The sequence below is a fragment of the Rhizobium sp. P2_G2 genome, from assembly GCF_056403555.1.
The window spans coordinates 23,920-40,732 of the sequence record NZ_JBFUFF010000002.1 but is presented as its reverse complement, the minus strand read 5'-3'; the positions used below and the strand labels follow the sequence as shown (position 1 = coordinate 40,732).

Annotated in this window: 14 protein-coding genes and 1 tRNA gene; 8 read left to right on the top strand and 7 right to left on the bottom strand. The window is 62.8% G+C overall.

Annotation, left to right across the window (positions count from 1 at the left end):
• Positions 1 to 151: 151 nt before the first annotated feature.
• Both phoU and phoB read left to right on the top strand, forming a co-directional pair.
• Complete coding sequence (gene phoU, locus AC1D06_RS02505; RefSeq protein WP_477879335.1) at positions 152 to 865, top strand: phosphate signaling complex protein PhoU; 714 nt, start codon at positions 152 to 154, stop codon at positions 863 to 865.
• Between the two features lie 154 nt (positions 866 to 1,019).
• Complete coding sequence (gene phoB / locus AC1D06_RS02500) at positions 1,020 to 1,703, top strand: phosphate regulon transcriptional regulator PhoB (protein ID WP_477879336.1); 684 nt, start codon at positions 1,020 to 1,022, stop codon at positions 1,701 to 1,703.
• Between the two features lie 233 nt (positions 1,704 to 1,936).
• Here the strand turns inward: phoB and AC1D06_RS02495 are convergent, their stop codons facing one another.
• On the bottom strand, positions 1,937 to 3,292 hold the full coding sequence (locus tag AC1D06_RS02495; protein ID WP_477984773.1) for a hypothetical protein: 1,356 nt from the start codon (positions 3,290 to 3,292) through the stop codon (positions 1,937 to 1,939).
• Between the two features lie 217 nt (positions 3,293 to 3,509).
• Here AC1D06_RS02495 and AC1D06_RS02490 point away from each other — a divergent pair, with 217 nt between their 5' ends.
• Positions 3,510 to 4,466, top strand: coding sequence for an NAD(P)H-dependent flavin oxidoreductase (locus AC1D06_RS02490; protein WP_477984771.1), 957 nt, complete (start codon positions 3,510 to 3,512; stop codon positions 4,464 to 4,466).
• A gap of 159 nt (positions 4,467 to 4,625) precedes the next feature.
• Positions 4,626 to 4,701, top strand: a tRNA-Thr gene (locus AC1D06_RS02485).
• A 300-nt stretch (positions 4,702 to 5,001) separates the two neighbouring features.
• Here AC1D06_RS02485 and AC1D06_RS02480 read toward each other — a convergent pair.
• Entirely contained in the window at positions 5,002 to 5,604 is a 603-nt protein-coding gene (locus AC1D06_RS02480) for a HEPN domain-containing protein (RefSeq protein WP_477984769.1), read from the bottom strand.
• Positions 5,588 to 6,670, bottom strand: coding sequence for a ParA family protein (locus AC1D06_RS02475; RefSeq protein ID WP_477984767.1), 1,083 nt, complete (start codon positions 6,668 to 6,670; stop codon positions 5,588 to 5,590). Before AC1D06_RS02475 ends, AC1D06_RS02480 begins: the two co-directional genes overlap by 17 nt.
• 276 nt (positions 6,671 to 6,946) lie before the next feature.
• On the opposite strand from AC1D06_RS02475, the gene AC1D06_RS02470 reads away from it, so the two are divergent.
• From AC1D06_RS02470 to recQ, 3 genes are all read left to right on the top strand, one after another.
• Positions 6,947 to 7,114 (top strand): hypothetical protein, encoded by a 168-nt coding sequence (locus AC1D06_RS02470; protein ID WP_477984765.1) that lies wholly within the window; start codon positions 6,947 to 6,949, stop codon positions 7,112 to 7,114.
• A 459-nt stretch (positions 7,115 to 7,573) separates the two neighbouring features.
• Positions 7,574 to 8,161 (top strand): sterol desaturase family protein, encoded by a 588-nt coding sequence (locus AC1D06_RS02465; RefSeq protein WP_477875878.1) that lies wholly within the window; start codon positions 7,574 to 7,576, stop codon positions 8,159 to 8,161.
• A 120-nt stretch (positions 8,162 to 8,281) separates the two neighbouring features.
• Positions 8,282 to 10,141: a DNA helicase RecQ gene (recQ, locus tag AC1D06_RS02460; protein WP_477984763.1), complete on the top strand. Its 1,860-nt coding sequence runs from the start codon at positions 8,282 to 8,284 to the stop codon at positions 10,139 to 10,141.
• Positions 10,142 to 10,165: 24 nt separating this feature from the next.
• Here the strand turns inward: recQ and AC1D06_RS02455 are convergent, their stop codons facing one another.
• From AC1D06_RS02455 to AC1D06_RS02440, 4 genes are all read right to left on the bottom strand, one after another.
• Complete coding sequence (locus tag AC1D06_RS02455) at positions 10,166 to 11,581, bottom strand: FGGY family carbohydrate kinase (RefSeq protein WP_477984761.1); 1,416 nt, start codon at positions 11,579 to 11,581, stop codon at positions 10,166 to 10,168.
• Positions 11,582 to 11,589: 8 nt separating this feature from the next.
• On the bottom strand, positions 11,590 to 12,840 hold the full coding sequence (locus AC1D06_RS02450) for an FAD-dependent oxidoreductase (protein WP_477984759.1): 1,251 nt from the start codon (positions 12,838 to 12,840) through the stop codon (positions 11,590 to 11,592).
• A gap of 229 nt (positions 12,841 to 13,069) precedes the next feature.
• Positions 13,070 to 14,512 (bottom strand): FAD-dependent oxidoreductase, encoded by a 1,443-nt coding sequence (locus AC1D06_RS02445; protein WP_477984757.1) that lies wholly within the window; start codon positions 14,510 to 14,512, stop codon positions 13,070 to 13,072.
• A gap of 70 nt (positions 14,513 to 14,582) precedes the next feature.
• The gene (locus tag AC1D06_RS02440; protein ID WP_477984755.1) at positions 14,583 to 16,007 is read right to left on the bottom strand and encodes an MFS transporter; all 1,425 of its coding nucleotides are present in this window, start codon (positions 16,005 to 16,007) and stop codon (positions 14,583 to 14,585) included.
• A gap of 212 nt (positions 16,008 to 16,219) precedes the next feature.
• Here AC1D06_RS02440 and AC1D06_RS02435 point away from each other — a divergent pair, with 212 nt between their 5' ends.
• The gene (locus AC1D06_RS02435; protein ID WP_477984753.1) at positions 16,220 to 16,777 is read left to right on the top strand and encodes an NADPH-dependent FMN reductase; all 558 of its coding nucleotides are present in this window, start codon (positions 16,220 to 16,222) and stop codon (positions 16,775 to 16,777) included.
• The last annotated feature ends 36 nt before the right edge of the window (positions 16,778 to 16,813 follow it).

Here is a 16,813-nt window from a genome sequence, read left to right as displayed (position 1 = left end):
TGACTTTGACATAAAACCCTGGCGTAAAGCGGCTAATGAAAACTTGGCCGACCCTATGTTCCTTGCCAACCCGGATAACCGGCGGCCCAGGACATAGGGGCCGCTTCGGCCGATCCAAAACCGCGCCGGCCGCCCGCCGGTTGGAGGACTATTGATGACCGCACACATCTATTCCGCCTTTGACGAGGAGCTGGCCAACCTTTCCCGCCGCATCGCCGAAATGGGCGGCATGGCCGAGCAGATGGTTTCCGACTCGGTCAAGGCGCTGGTCACGTCGGACTCGGCGCTGGCGCAGCGCGTGATCTCGGAAGACGTGATCATGGACCAGACCGAGCGCGATATCGGCGACAGCGCCATCCTGATGATCGCCAAGCGCCAGCCGGTGGCGTCGGACCTGCGCGAGATCGTCGGTTCGATCCGCATCGCCGCCGATCTCGAACGCGTCGGCGATCTCGGCAAATCCAACGCCAAGCGCGTCATTGCCGTGCAGACCACCGGCATTCCGCGGCCGCTCGCCCGCGGCATCGAACATCTCTCCGAACTGGCGCTGACCCAGCTCAAGGACGTGCTCGACGTCTATGCCACCCGCTCGGCGGAAAAGGCCGAGGTGATCCGCCAGCGCGATGGCGAGATCGACGCCGTCTATACCTCGCTGTTCCGCGAAATGCTCACCTACATGATGGAAGACCCGCGCAACATCACGCCCTGCACGCATCTCCTGTTCTGCGCCAAGAACATCGAGCGCATCGGCGACCATGCGACCAATATCGCGGAAACCATCTACTACATGAAGACGGGCGAACAGCCGACCGGCGAACGCGTCAAGGAAGACAATACGGCTTCCGTGGTGCAGCCGGGCCAGTGATGCCGATTGCGCATTTCGGCCAGCTGCCGCCAATGGCGTCCCTGGCCGCCGATCATCAGCGCCGGCATCGGACGAGACTATGCCGGTAGTAACAATCGCAGCCGCCTGGGCGCGGGGCACGCGCCAGGCGTGATTGCCGACGGAGCAGAGTACCATGCAGCCGAGAATTATGGTTGTGGAAGACGAGGAAGCGCTGGGCACGCTGCTCAGCTACAACCTCGAAGCAGAGGGATATGACGTCGAGGTGATCCCGCGCGGCGACGAGGCGGATATCCGCCTGCAGGAGCGCGTCCCGGACCTGTTGCTGCTCGACTGGATGCTGCCCGGCGTGTCCGGCATCGAATTGTGCCGTCGGCTCAGGATGCGCCCCGAAACCGAGCGCCTGCCGGTGATCATGCTCACCGCCCGCGGCGAGGAAAGCGAGCGCGTCCGCGGCCTGTCGACCGGCGCCGACGACTATGTCGTCAAACCGTTCTCGACCCCGGAACTGATGGCCCGCATCAAGGCCATGCTGCGCCGGGTGCGGCCCAACGCCATTTCCTCGATCCTCAAATGCGGCGATGTCGAGCTCGACCGCGAAACCTACCGCGTCCACCGCCGCTCCCGCGAAATCCGCCTCGGACCGACGGAATTCAAGCTGCTGGAATTCTTCATGTCGTCGCCGGGCCGGGTGTTCTCCCGCTCGCAACTGCTCGACGGCGTCTGGGGCCACGACATCTATGTCGACGAACGCACCGTCGACGTCCATGTCGGGCGGTTGCGCAAGGCGCTCAATCTGTCGAACATGCCGGATGTGATCCGCACCGTGCGCGGTGCGGGGTATGCGATGGAAGTGTGATTGGCCGTTCGCTTCGTTGGCGTTTGCGGTTCACCCCCCTCTGTCCTGCCGGACATCTCCCCCTCAAGGGGGGAGATTGGCAAGAGGCTTGCTCACCGCTCCACATCGCCAACGAAGAGTGAATTCACGATGGGAATTTGGGGCAGCAAGAGCGCCCCATCCAATCTCCCCCCTTGAGGGGGAGATGTCCGGCAGGACAGAGGGGGGTGGCGCCAGGCGCCATTGCTTTCAGCTCAAGCCCCCGGCCCAATCCTGATCCCATAAAGCCGGATCGCCCGCCCCTGCCCAGTCAGATCACTGTTGATGATCACAAACCCCGGCTCGTTCGGCGCCTGCTTGCCATCAAACTTCACCTGGATCAGCTCATCCACCCGCTCATTGGAGATCGTGAACCGATGCCGCCCGCAATCGCCGAGGCTGGCGAAGGCGCATTGGATATAGATCTGCGACGGTTTGTCGCCATCGGCGCGTAGCGTCACAGCCAGCGTCGAGGTCTTGCCCGCAAGATTCTTCAGCACATCGGCCGGCACCTCGATCCGCACTTCGCCATCCTGGTCCGGCGCATTCGAGATGATCATGATCGCCTTGCCGTCGCTGTCGGTGACGTCGCTGACCTTGGCCTGCGACGCCGGCTTGACCGCACTGGTGTCGCCGGGCTTGAGCACGCTCACCCAATCGCCGGAAAAGCCGCGCAGCGGATCGAGCGGGGTTTTCAGCGGCACCTTCGGATCGAAATCCTCGCTCTGCAATTGCTTGGGGATGAAATCGAAATCGCCGCCGCCATGCATGGCCGCACCGATCATGCCGGTCGCATAGGCCCACCAGGCACCGAAGCCGATGACGCCCAGCAGCACGCAATAGACGAACAGCGACACGATCCAGGAGCCGCGCCGGCGTCGCGCGGCACGCTTCTGCGGCGCCACCTTGCGCCCTTCCGGCGTCGAAGGCTCGGCCCAGGCCGGATCCTCTTCCTCATGCCGGATATTTTGCGCCCGTCCCTTGCCGCGCGCTTCGGCGACCAAAGGTGCGTCGATCACCGGTTCGACCCGCCGCGTTCTTGCGCCGGCTTTGGACGGTGCGCGCTCATCGCGGGTGGCCGAAAAATCGGAAAACGCGCCGTCTTCCTCGATCTCCGGCGGTATCGCGCGCGCCACGACCGGCTCCGCCATGGGCGTGACCGGCTGCGCCGCCTGGCGCACCGGCTCGACAATCGGCGGCTCGCGCCGTGAAGGCTGAGCCGGCTCAGGCCAGGCCGACGGCGGCGCATCGACGAACCGCTCCGGCGCCGGCGGCGCGATATCGGGCTCAGGCACCGCCTCCGGCGGCTCGAACGGCGTGTTCTCGATGAAAATCTTGTCGAGCCGCGCCGACATGCGCAGCTTTTCGAGTTCTTCGTCCTCGATCGCGCGGATGGTGAATTCCAGCCGCTGCCGCTGCCGCTCGATCACCGTCATGTCGTGGATGTCCTGCTTGCGCAGGCCGGCATCGAGTGCATTGCGCGCCGACTGATAGATACGCGCGCGTATTTCCGGATTGGACCTTTCGGCCCTGTCCAGAGCGTTGCGGATCGCCTGTTCCAGTCCACTCACGCTTTAAAATACCTCGATACGCGGGACATTCTCATTATGACCCTTGGGTAATCATTCGCCAGCACCTTTTCAAGTTCCGAGCCGAATGCCTCCCCCGCTAATATCGGCTTTGCAGCCAAAAAATGGCGGTCTGACGCACGCGACGAAAATACAAGGTTGAACAAACCATCTTTCCAGGGATAGGCTGCCGCCAACTTAGCGCATTCCGGACCTTATCATGCTCCCCGCCATTCTCCGCGACGATCTCAGGCTGCCGCTGGTCGCCGCACCCATGTTCATCATCTCGCATCCGGAACTGGTGATCGCCCAGTGCAAGGCCGGCATTGTCGGCTCGTTTCCGGCGCTCAATGCGCGGCCGGAAAGCCAGCTCGACGAATGGCTGGCCGAAATCACCGAGGCGCTCGCCGCCCACAATGCCAAGGGCGAGGGCCGCCGGGCCGCCCCCTTCGCCGTCAACCAGATCGTCCATGCCACCAACAAGCGGCTGGAGCACGATCTCGGCCTCTGCGTCAAATACAAGGTGCCGATCGTCATCTCCTCGCTCGGCGCCGTGCCCGAGGTCAATGCCGCCATCCATTCCTATGGCGGTGTGGTGCTGCATGACGTGATCAACAACCGCCACGCCAATTCCGCGATCCGCAAGGGCGCCGACGGCCTGATCGCCGTAGCCGCCGGCGCCGGCGGCCATGCCGGCCGGCTCTCGCCCTTCGCCCTGGTGCAGGAAATCCGCGAGTGGTTCGACGGCCCGCTGCTGCTCTCCGGCGCCATCGCCAATGGCGGCGCCATCCTCGCCGCCCGCGCCATGGGCGCCGACCTGGCCTATATCGGCACCCCCTTCATCGCCACGCCCGAAGCCCGCGCCACCGACGCCTACAAGCAGATGATTGTCGCCAGCCGCGCCGAAGACGTCGTCTATTCCAGCTATTTCACCGGCATCCACGGCAATTACCTCAAGGGCTCGATCGAAGCCGCCGGCCTCGACCCGGCCAACCTGCCCGAAGCCGATCCCACAAAGATGGATTTCGAAAAAGCCACATCCGGCCCGAAAGCCTGGAAGGACATCTGGGGCTCCGGCCAGGGCATCGCCGCCGTCAAGGCGATCGAACCGGTCGAGACGCTGATCACCCGCCTCGAAGCCGAATACCACGCCGCTAAGGCTCGCATCTGCGGCTGATCCGCCGAACACGACCGCGTTTCCCGGCGGAGCTTGCCGCAGGCTGGCCCGATCGCGCAAAAATGCGGAAATGGCGTCATTCCGACTTGCAATCGTGAGCTTTTGCCTTTATCAGCCCCTCCGGAATATCCGAGCCGGTCCAACCGGTGCATTGGATTTGCCGCTTTAGCTCAGTCGGTAGAGCACATCATTCGTAATGATGGGGTCCTCGGTTCGATTCCGGGAAGCGGCACCACTTAACTATCTGTTTTTAAATACTTTTATCAAGTTGTGTCCTTAGGGCGCGCTCGACAAACTCGAATGTGTCGGCACAAAATCGGCACGCCTCTTGATTTAGAGGAAGCAAACTTATTCACAGATATTTGGAGACTCGACCACCACGACCTGATGCCGCAGGCATTTCAGGCCGTGTCCGCAGCCATGGGCTCGCCAACACGAATTGCGTCACACAAAGTCCAAGTCGGCAACATCACTGGTAAGGGCGACGAATGCGTCTGGAAAACCATATGTCGCTCCCGAAAGGCGACACGGCCTATCAGACCGCAATCCTCTCAATTGCCTCCACAAGAGCCACCAAGTACCTGATGACTTCCTGTGCGTCAGCAAGCTCCGCAGGCGTTCTCGCTCCTGTGGTCAAGTCCATGTCCGCATTGTGTGCAATCAGGTGCCGCCGCGCGGTAATGTTGTTCAACTTCGCTCTGGCGTCCTTTTTTGGCAGACCGACGGCCTGCGCGATCGCTGTCCACTTGTTGGGTTCCGTCCAAAAATACGACAAGCCATCAGCAACGCCATCCGCACCTTGAAAGCTCTTCATTCGCACAGCCTGGGTGATCGAGTGATGAAAGACAACCACGGCTTGAACCGCATTCTGCGACACGAATTGAGTGGCGCTGGAAAGCGGTATCTTTTCGTTTTGCAACTTGTCGGTCTGAGCATGGCCATTGGCAAATCGCTTGGTAGTTTCTTCGATAACGAGTTCAGTGATGTAGTGTTCGAATGCGGATACCGCCGCGATCCAAACGAAACGCAGGCCGAAACCGGCCGTATAGCCCTGACCTTTCAAATGATTGTAGATGGTTATCGCCTCTCTACACTCGGCAAGATTGAGGTCGAAACTTGCCTTAGCTGCACTTGGCATCGAGAAGGTTCACGATCTTATCAGCGATTGCATCGAAGATTCGGTCAAAATCACTGGCATTAGTTAGAGCTTGCGTCAGTACATTTCCGCCTAGGCCGTCGTCTTTTAAGTCACGCTCTGTGACGGCGAAGACTGGAAGCTCGCTATTTGTCGCGCTGTGTACCAATGATTGAAAATCTGGCAATCGCGCCAGCGCGTATATGCCGTCCTCCTCACCCTTCAATTCTGCCTTCCAGATCTCGTAGACATCTTCATAGCAATCGTCTTTGAAGAGCATCCCTGCCTTCCTGAGAATAGGAACTAGCGTGTCAGTTACCTTGGCGTCGATCGCCTTGATGCGTTCGTCGAACTTGCGTGCCGCCTTGCTGGCATGTTTGTTAAATCGAGCGTTGATGGTCCCAAGAAACTTGGGAGTGCTGTCGGTAAGCGGGTAATCGCTGTCGGCGAATTTGTCCGAGTTCGCACGCTTCCAGTTTACCCACCGTGTTAAATGTTCGCCGAGTGTTGAAATACCCATCAGTGAAAATGGATCTGGATTTGTAGGAACCACAAACGCATCACACGCCAGAAAGAAGTTCTGATTTATTGCGCCAAGGCCAGGGTTCAAATCAATTATCGTAAAGTCTATGCCGTGCCTGTCCTCTATTCTACTGATTAGGGCACTTAAGCTTCCCGGAAGATTCTTGAGAACTGAGAGAGTTCCGGCAGTCTCTTGAGCCAGACTTAGCTGTCCTTCGTATTTGGCTAGGTCGGCATGGCCAGGCAAGATGAAAAGGCTGCTATTTTTTGTAGCGGTTGGACAATCGAATGCCTCGATCGTTGTCGGCTTGCCTTCGAATACTGGCGATACTCCGTCTTTCACATTGCATAAGCGTGTATTTTCGTCTTCGTAATAATCGTAGAAGCGATCCGGGCCTAATGCCAGGGCGGTCAAGTTGACCTGCGAGTCCCCGTCCACGAGAAGAACCTTATAGTCGTACTCTGTCAGTTTCCAGCCTAGGTGGAAGGTGTCAACGGTTTTTCCTACCCCTCCCTTGTGGTTAAACATTGCAATCCGCTGCGCCATTATTCGCATCCTTTCCAACCCCCATCACTTGCGATGATTATAAGCATCAATTTTCTTTTCTTGCCACACCTGCCCTCATTGAGCCCGCCTGCGGCCGTGCGCGGTTCAAAGACCTCGCTGGGCCGCAACCTCTGGCGGAGCCAAAAGACAGGTGTGTGTGACAGCCGAGACCCCCTCCGGGGGTGCGCGCGCGATTTTTGAAAGCGCGCGCGGGCGAGAATTCCTGCAAGGAAGGCATGGGGGTGGCTCCTCTCCCGACAGCCGGAACACCATGGCATGAGCGCTCCGGTCGCACCGGAGGCGCGCCTCGGTGTACCAGCCTTCGCCTCAATACTGCTCGGCCGCATCACGACGCCAGTCCCGCTTGAAGGCGCGCGGGCGAAGAATTTCTGCAATGAGGGCATGGGTGTGGATCTTCTCTGGGTAGCCGAACACCAGCGATGAGCGAGCCGGTCGCACCGGAGGCGGTGCGATGGACACGCTCAACCCTCGTACTACTCGACTATCATCACGCGCCGGTTTCGCCGCGCCTTTCGCCGTAACGCAAGTGTATGCGATGTCGGATGTAAACGGCTGCTTGCGGGAGCAGGGAGCAGCATCGGGCTTTAGCGGGCGGCTTTCCGGTGTTCAAAAAACCCCTCCGAACGTAGCGAGGCGCGACGCCTGGTTTTTCAGCACTTTTCGTGATCTCATTCGATGTTCATTAAACGCTGCCCCTACCCACTGTGCTAGCCCGAACACGCCCTTCGTCCAATTTTCCTAAACACCCCTCAATCCCCATATTGCCGATTGCGACCCGCCCCACTCTATGTTCAATACTATCTTCGCAAAGAGACCGGGTCATTCCACACATCGTGCGGCACTTCTCGGGCAGGTGTCGCGGCAAAGCAGCAAGCAGGGTCCATGAAGCAGCCGCTCAACAAGACGTCCAATCGGGTTGCCTATTTTGCCGATTTCATCGTCTATCCAGTCGTGGTCGTCGCGCTGGTTGCAGCCTATTTCCTCCACTATGACGGGCGGCCGTGGGCTTGGCTGGCAATGATTGCGGTCGGCGGTTTCGTCTGGACATTGGTGGAATACATTATCCACCGCGCGGTCCTGCACCATGTCGTTTATTTCCGCAACCTGCATGACCAGCATCACAGCACACCGACGGAGCTGATCGATACCCCCGTCTGGATGAGCTTCTCCTTCATGGCGCTCGGCGTGCTGCTGCCGTCATGGCTGACCTTCGGTTTCGGTGCTGCCTCGGGTTTCACCATCGGCATGACGCTCGGCTACCTGACCTATGGCCTGATGCACCACGCCATGCATCACTGGCGCATCCCGCACGACACCTATCTTTATCGCGCCAAGCGCCGGCATGCGCAGCATCACGCCTCGACCGACGAGGGCAATTACGGCGTCTCGTCGCCGTTCTGGGACTATGTTTTCGGCACGATACTGCCGGACCCCGCGACGACAGCCAAGAGGAGCGAGGGGACGGTCTGACGCTCCCGGCGGCAACGGCATGTTCATGGTTGTCGCGGTTCATGTGGACGTGCGCCCGGGCATACTCGCGCAGACGAATGAACCTGTGCCATAGTGCGCGCTTTGTTTGAGACCGATTCCATGCCGCAGACCCAAAGCCAGTTCGACACCATTTTCGGCCCGGAAGGCGCCAAAGCGCCGCTCGACGTGCTGAAGCGGGTCTATGGCTATTCCTCGTTTCGCGGCAAGCAGGGGGCGGTGATCGAGCAGGTTTTGTCCGGCGGCGATGCGGTCGTGCTGTTTCCGACCGGGGCCGGCAAATCGCTGTGCTTCCAGATCCCGGCGCTCTGCCGCGATGGTGTCGGCATTGTCGTGTCGCCGCTCATCGCGCTGATGCGCGACCAGGTGGAGGCGTTGAAGCAGCTGGGCGTCAGGGCCGCGGCGCTCAATTCGTCGCTGACGCGCGAGGAATTTTTCGATGTCCGCCGGGCGATCGCCAATGGCGAGCTCGACCTGCTCTATGTCACGCCAGAGCGGATCGTCACATCCGGTTTCCAGGAGATGATCGGCAGTGCCCGGATCGCGCTGTTCGCCATCGACGAGGCGCATTGCGTTTCGCAATGGGGCCATGATTTCCGGCCGGAATATCGCGAGCTCGGCCAGCTGGCTGAACTCTATCCCGGCGTCCCGCGTCTGGCGCTGACCGCAACCGCCGACCCGCATACGCGCGACGACATTATCGACAAGCTGGCGCTCGGCAGTGCCCAGGTGTTCACCACCTCTTTCGACCGCCCCAACATTGCCTATGAGATCGTCGAGCGCGACCAGCCGCGCCAGCAATTGCTGCGCTTCCTGTCGCGGCACGCGGGATCAAGCGGCATTGTCTATTGCCTGTCGCGCGCCAAGGTCGAGGATACGGCCGAATGGCTGGAGCAGCAGGGCATTCGCGCGCTGCCCTATCATGCCGGCATGGAACGTCCGCTCCGTGACCGCCACCAGGATGCTTTCCTCAAGGAGGAGGGGCTCTGCCTGGTCGCCACCGTCGCCTTCGGCATGGGCATCGACAAGCCGAATGTCCGCTATGTCGCCCATCTCGATCTGCCCGGCTCGGTCGAGGCTTATTACCAGGAGACCGGCCGCGCCGGCCGCGACGGCCTGCCGTCGGAAGTGTGGATGACCTATGGCATGGCCGATGTCATCCAGCGCCGGCGGATGATCGACGAGAACGCCTCGGCCGATGAGGTGAAAAGGGTCGAGCGCGCCAAGCTCAACGCCCTGCTCGCCATCTGCGAGACGCCCACCTGCCGCCGCCAGTCGATCCTCGCCCATTTCGGCGAGGCGCATGCCGGCAATTGCGGCAATTGCGACACCTGCCTCAAGCCGGTCGAGACTTGGGACGGCACGGAAGCGGCGATCAAGGCGCTGGCCGCGATCTACCGCACCGGCGAGCGTTTCGGCGCCGGTCATCTGATCGATGTGCTGCTCGGCCATGAAAACGACCGGACCATCCGCTTCGGCCATGCGAGCATGCCGATCTTCGGCGCCGGCAAGGATTTTCCCGCCAAGACCTGGCAATCCGTCTACCGTCAGCTGCTTGCCGCCGGCTTTGTCCGCGTCGATCACGATGCCTTTGGCGCGCTCAAGCTCGAGCCGGAGGCCCGCGCCGTGTTCAAGCACGAACGCCAGGTGCTGTTCCGCAAGGATCGCCCGACCAAGGGCAAGGCGTCGAAGACCGCATCGACGCGCTCGGCCAATGCCAAATCGGCGCTGGAGGGTGCCGAGATCACGCTGTTCGAGGCCCTGCGCGCCGTCCGCACGGCGATCGCGAAAGAGCTATCGGTGCCGCCCTATGTCGTCTTTCCGGACACGACGCTGGTCGCCTTCGCCACCGAACGGCCGACCAGCCGCGAGGAACTTCTCGGCATTTCCGGCGTCGGGCAATCGAAGCTAGAACGCTATGGCGACGCTTTCCTCGCTGTCATCCAGGCGCATGAGGAATAATTTCGGCTGTCGTTCGGACCGATATCATCGATGCCAGCCGCGACTGCGGCGGATCGCTTCGTCGAAACGGGAGCGCCACTCATCGCTGACGTGTTGCGGCGTGTATCTCTGCGAGGCCGGTGAGGATAGCGGCAAATCCTCGCCAAGAGCGCGGGCCGCCAGCGATGCGACGCCATAGGCGGTGCGCTCGGAAAAATCGTCGACGACAATCTCGAAGCCGCTGCAATCGGCAAGAAAACCGGAAAAATAGCCATTCTTCGACAGGCCACCATCGATCGAGAGCGACGATGCCAGCGGCACATGCTCCCGCATGACGTCGAGGACCGTGGCGGTCAGCAGGGCAACCCCTTCGAGCAGCGCCTGGCACATGTCGCCCCGGCCCATATCCGGGCGAAGGCCGATGATCATCGGGCTGGCGCTGCGGTCCCAGAACGGACAGCCCAGGCCGGAAAAGGCGGGCACAAAGATCAGGCCGCGATCGATGGCGGGGTTTTGGCGATCCAGCCCGTTGAAATCGTCGAGGCCCGTGGCGAGACCGGCGCGGACACCCCATTCGATCGCCGAGCCGGCATCCTGCACGCCGCCATCGAGCGCATAGACCAGGCCCTCGCCCAAATCCCAGGCGACAGTGGGGACAAGGCCGGCGGAGAGTGCCTCGCGCGGCACAGAGGCTCCGGTCACGGCCAGCGCGAAAGCGCCGGTGCCGAAGGTGATCTTGGCGTCGCCGCGTTCGCGGCAGCCATGGCCGTAAAGTGCGGCCTGCTGGTCGACGATGGCAGCCGTCACCGCAATGCCGTCGATCGCGCCGAAGCCGGCCGTGTTGGCGCGGATTTCCGGCAGGCAATGGATCGGTACTTTGAACAGCCGGCACAGTTCAGGATCCCATTGCCCGCTTTCGATATTCATCAGGCTGGTGCGCGAGGCGGTAGCCCGGTCGGTGGCGAAGTGGCCGGTCAGGCGGTCGAGGAAAAAGGCGTCCGTCGTGCCGAGCCGCAGGCGGCCGGCGTCCAGCGCCGTCCGCGCCGCCGGCAGGTTTTCGATGATCCAGCCGAGCTTGCTAGCGGAGAAATAGGGATCAAGGGGCAGGGCAGCGCGGGTGGCGACGTCTTGCGTGGCACCGTCTTGCGCCATTGCCTCGAGCAGCGGCGCGGTGCGTGAATCCTGCCAGACGATCACCGGCGACAGCGGCTCTTTGCTCACCGCATCCCAGGCAAGGCAGCTCTCGCCCTGATTGGCGAGACCGATGGCATCCACCGGGCCGGCTTCGCCCAGAACCTTGCTTATGTTGGCGATCAGTTCATTGCCGTCCTGCTCGACCCAGCCGGCATTGGGATAACTGGTCTGATGCCGCTGGCTGCCGGCGATGTCGATAGGACCGTCACTGCCGAAGACCRGCGCGCGGGTGGAAGTCGTTCCCTGGTCGATGGCGGCAATGCGCATGGCGGATCCTATTGATTGCGTGCGACGATGCGAAGCGTGCCGGCCTGGCCCCGTGGCAGGGCGGCGGCCGGTATGGAAATACGGCGCTCCGGCCCGCTGACGAGACGTTTTTTCCACAGCACGCGGCCATCCTGCTCGACGGCAAGTTCGCCGTCCAGCCATTGGTCGAGCCTGACCTCAATACTCTCGAAAGCCGGCTTTTGCGCCAGCGCAAGCCGCTGTGGCATGACGAATTTCACCCCGGGTCCGGCTTCGAGGATAGTGGCGGCGGGCGCGGCCCCACTATTGGCATCAGCCATCATCGCAGCCGCCACCCTGCGCGCTTCGGACCAGCAATGGCCAGCGGTTTCGACGCCGCGCAGCACATTGCCGGCGGCGTAAAAGCCGGCCATGCTGGTGCGCCCGCATGTGTCGACCACGGGGCCGAGGCTCTTCGGATCGATTGATATGCCGGACATGCGCGCCACACCGGCCTCCGGCGTGAAGCCGCCGGTGAACAGCACGCCATCGCAGTCGATCTGGGTCAGTGATCTCCCGGCGCGGCGCAGGTTCACGCCTTCGACCTTTGCGACCCCGATAATATCGGCAATTTCCGCGTCATGAAAAACCGGAATGCGCATGACATGCGGCAGCCAGCCAAAGGGCGCGCGCGCAATCGTGCGCGGGCCGCGCTCGACGATCGCGGCTGGCCGGGCGCCGGCCGTCAGGCAGGTCAGGATTGCCGACATCGATACGAGCTCCGTGCCGACAATGACCGGCCGCCGGAATGGTCTTAGCCGGCGAAGAAACACCATGTCCTGCAGCGCCCCAGTATTCATGATGCCGGCCGGGCGTCCACCGGACACAAGGCGGCCGGCGCGGGTCGCCTCGCGGATGCCGGTGGCAAGCAGTACCTGGCGTGGTTCGAAATGGCGGATGCCGTCCGGCGTCGCGATCACGACACGGGGACCTTCGGACAGGCTGACAACCGAATGGCCGAGGCGAAGCTCGGCGCCGGCCGCCACAGCCGTATCGACCAGCCGTCGGGCATAGCTTTTGCCGGAGAGGATGCGCCGGAACTCGCGCATGCCGAAGGGCGAATGGCCGCAATGCCGGGGAATGCCGCCCGCTTCCATCTGCCGTTCGACGATCACCACCCTGCCGGCGCCGGCCTCGCACAGTGCCGCGGCGGCACCCAGACCAGCGGGTCCGGCGCCGATGATCAGGACGTCGGGGCGTTCGATCGGGGGGAGAGCTTGCTCGCCAGTAGTGGCTGTCATGGCTGTAGCCCCGGTGAAGCGGGGCCATTGGGCAGTGCAATCGCGTGTGGCACCCCCCTCTGTCCTGCCGGACATCTCCCCCTCAAGGGGGGAGATTGGCCAGGGGCGGACTCCCTGCCTCGAACTGCCGTCGAGTGCTGGGAATACGACAGATGATTGGGGCGAGGCTGCGCCCCATCCAATCTCCCCCCTCGAGGGGGAGATGTCCGGCAGGACAGACGGGGGTATCTCAGCATCTGCGATTGCCCTCCCGTTGGCGGGCATCCTCAGGACGGGTCGAGCCGAGTGTCTGGATTCCGGCGGCATCTCCCGGAAACGGATGCGGCAATCGCCCAGCGGTCAGCTCCGCCAGACGCCCGAGGCAATTAAACCCCTGGCAGCGGCCCATCGTGCAGCGCGTGCGCCGCTTCAACCCGCCGGCATCGCCCGGCGGCAATGGGCCGGCAAGCGCGGCCTCGATCTCGCGACGCGTCACCATTTCGCAGTGACAGACGATCTCGCCATAGCCCGGCGTCTGCCAGTCGCGCGGCAAGTGCTCTGCAAGGTTCGGCATCTGCGGCAGTGCGGCACGGCTTGCCGGCATATCGGCCTCGCCCAGCAGCAGCTGCGCCGCATGCTGCGCCAGCCCGAGGGACGCCGTCATGCCGGTCGAGCGAATGCCGCCGATCGTCAGCCAGTTCCTGTCCGGTTCGTGGCGGATGCGGTAGTATTTCTCTTCGGTCGCCGGTCGCAATCCGGCATAGAGCGCGGTCACCGGCATGTGCTTGAGCGCGGGCAGCATGACTTCCGCCCGGCCGAGCAGTATTGTCAGCTCCGGTTCGGTCACGGCGGCGAGGCTTCGGTCGTCCTGCTCTTCGGCTGTCGGGCCGATCAGCACATTGCCGAAGGCCGTACGGCAGAGCACCACGCCCTTGGTCCGGTCGCTGGGCACGGGCAGGATGATCGTGGTCAGCAATTGGCTGGCCGCCTTGTCGTAGACCGCGAACTGGCCCTTGCGTGGCCGGATGCTGAAGCTCGGAGTGCCGAGCAGGCGCTGCTCGATCCTGTCGCCATAGAGGCCGGCGCAATTGACGATCGTCCGGGCGGAAAAACGGCCTTTTCCGGTCTCGATGGTCCAGACCGCACCGTCAAAAGCGCCGCTGGTCACCTCCGCGTCGAAGACGAAACGTCCGCCGGCGTCGATCGCCTGGATCGCATAGGCGAGGAAGGGTGACCAGGGGTCGATGATATGCTCTCCCGGCACCAGCAGCGCGGCGCGCGCGCTGTCCGAAAGCTGCGGTTCGCGCGCCAGGATTTGCTTCTGTCCGATGCAATGGGCATCGCTGACGCCGTTCTGGTGCGCCTGGGCTTCGAGTGTCGGCAGCCGGGCCTCTTCCTCCTCGTTCCAGGCGACCACCATCGCGCCGGTTTCGAGCAGCGGCAGGTTCATCGACTGGCGGATTTCCAGATATTCCCGATAGCCGCGCTGCATGCATTGCAATTCGAGGCTGCCCGGCGGTGCGTCGAAGCCGGTATGCAGGATGGCGCTGTTGGCCTTGCTGGTGCCGGAAAGGATGTCGGCGCCCTTTTCGAGCACCAGGACACGTTTTCCCGCCAGCGCCAGTCGCCGCGCGGTGGCGCAACCGACGACGCCGGCGCCGATGATGGCGATATCGTAGATCTCCCCGGTCATTCCGCCTCGCTGCCCTGGCTCGCCATCCGGGTTAGCATAGAGGCGAGATCATGGATAGGCATGAGCGCGGTCAGGACGCGTGGCCCGCCCTCAGCAGGCTGGTGAGGCCGCCCGCGACAGCGAGAACCGCACCCAATGCAAGGCCGATGCGCGGCGCCACGGCAAGTGGCGCCACTGTGAACAGCAGGGCCATGATCACCGCACCCAGCGTCTGGCCGGCAAGCCGGGCCGTGCCCTGCATGCCGCCGGCGGCACCACTGCGCTGCCTGGGGGCGGACATCAGCATGTTGCGGTTGTTGGGCGTCTGGAAGAAGCCGAAACCCAGTCCACAGATCATGGTCAGCGGCACGAGCGGGATCAGGTTTTTGCTGAAAGGGTAGAGCGCGCAGAGGATCAGGCCGACACCGAGGCATATGCCACCGGCGGCGCAGAGCCAGGCCGTTGGAATGCGCACCGACATCCGCCCGGAGACGGGTGCTGCGACAGCGACCGTCAGCGGCCAGGGCGTCATGTAGAGGCCGGTGGCGAAGGGCGATTGGCCGAGCGCGTGCTGCAGGTAGAAGGGCAGCGCCACGGAGCTGACCATCTGTGCGGTGAAGCAGCAGACCGAGGCGATGACGGAAATCCGGAATGGCGGGCTGCGCAATAGGTCGAGCGGGATGAGCGGCGCCTCGCGATGCATCTCCCGGCGCACCAGCGCCACCAGGCTGACGGCCGCGATGACCAGCAGCACGGCCGCGAGGACCGGCCGCGTCGTCAGCGAATCGACGCCGACCACCAGCGGCGCGAAGAAGCCGCCATTCAGTGCGACGCTGAGATAGTCGATCTTCCGCCCGGTTCCCTCATGTTGCGGCAAGGCGCGGCAGGCGATCAGCACGATGATGCCGACGGGGATGTTGACCGCAAACAGCCACGGCCAGCTCGAAACGGAGAGAATGCTGGCGCCGATCGTCGGGCCGGCGGCGGAAGACAGCGCCACGGCAAGCGCGTTCCAGCCGATGGCCGTGCCGACCAGCCGCTGCGGATAGGTGAAGCGGAGATTCGCGGCCAGGAGCGCCATGATCGCGGCGCCGCCGAGGCCCTGCAGGAAACGTGCGGCAATCAGCCAGGGCAGCGATGGCGATAGCGAGCAAAGCGCCGAGGCGGCGGTAAAAATCACCACGCCGAGGATGAAGACGCGTCGATAGCCGAAACTTTCGCCCAGCGCCGCGCAGGGCAGCAGCGCCACCACGAGCGAGATCTGGTAGCCGGTGACGACCCAGATCGATTCGGCCGGAGAGACGGCAAGTGTCTTCGAGATCGTCGGCAGCGCGACATTGGCGATGGCGCCATCCAGCACCGCGAGCACGATGGCTGCCAGCAATGCCGCCGCAGCGACGTATCGCCGCGGCGTCGGCAGCCCGTCTTCCTCCGCGGCATGCGCGGTCGCGATTGCGCTTGCGGACGGACGTGCCTGCAGCACACCCGTTTCATCCGCCGGGGGGCGATCGTGCATGCATTGTCTCCGATGAGTCGTTTGGGCGGGGCGTGCCGGGAAACTACCGCGTTTGCCTGCGATCGGAAAGTGCAAGCTCTTGCACTGCAGCATGTTCATTGTGCAATCTGCGTGGACGCAGTGTTGACGCAATAGACGGCACAACATGGCTCCGTCATGTTAAGAGCGTGACGCATTCCACATGCCAGAATTTCCCCAAAGGAGAACGAACTATGCCGGACCAAACGAAAGTCGCCGTGCTCGTCGGCAGCCTGCGCAAGCACTCCTTCAATCGCAAGGCAGCGCACGCGCTGGCAGCCCTGGCGCCCGAGACCCTGAAGCTCGACATTGTCGAGATCGGCGCGCTGCCGCATTACGACCATGACCTGGACGAAGAAACCCCGCCGCAGGCCTGGACCGAATTCCGCAACGCGGTCAATGCCCATCAGGCCGTGCTGTTCGTCACCCCGGAATATAACCGCTCCGTGCCGGGCGTGCTGAAGAACGCCATCGATGTCGGCTCGCGCCCCTATGGCAAGAGCGTCTGGGACAAGAAGCCCGCGGCGATCATGAGCATTTCGCCCGGCGCCATCGGCGCCTTCGGCGCCAACCATCACCTGCGCCAATCGCTGGTCTTCCTCAACATGCCCGCCATGCAGCAGCCGGAAGCCTATGTCGGTGGTGCCGCATCATTGTTCGACGATGAGGGCAACCTGGTCGAGAAATCGCAGGAGTTCTTCCTGAATTTCATCAATAGTTTTGCGACATGGGTCGAGAAGAATAAGGCTTGAGGGGTGGAGCCGATGCGGCGGCGCATGTGGCGTACC